The following is a 231-nucleotide window of genomic DNA, read 5'->3' as shown; positions in this document are numbered from 1 at the left end:
CAATGATGGTGGCATCCACCAAAGTGCCTTGGGTCATCATGACGCCTGCTTCGGCCAGCCAGCGATTGATGGTCTTGAACAATTGACGGGCCAGTTGATGCTGCTCGAGCAGGTGGCGGAAATTCATGATGGTGGTGCGATCCGGCAGGGCGCTATCCAGGGATAATCGGGCAAACAGGCGCATGGAGGCGATTTCGTACAGGGCATCTTCCATGGCACCGTCGCTCAGGT

At 57.1% G+C, this 231-nt stretch carries 1 protein-coding gene; it reads right to left on the bottom strand.

What is annotated here, in order from left to right:
• Positions 1-231, bottom strand: a 231-nt coding sequence (locus tag FHC52_RS22610) for a transposase (RefSeq protein WP_220420281.1), incomplete at both ends; no start/stop codon positions are given.

Source organism: Enterobacter sp. EC_64 (assembly GCF_019584165.1).
Taxonomy (GTDB): Bacteria; Pseudomonadota; Gammaproteobacteria; order Enterobacterales; family Enterobacteriaceae; genus Enterobacter; species Enterobacter roggenkampii.
The sequence above is the reverse complement of the archived record's forward strand: the minus strand, read 5'-3'. Positions and strand labels throughout refer to the sequence as shown.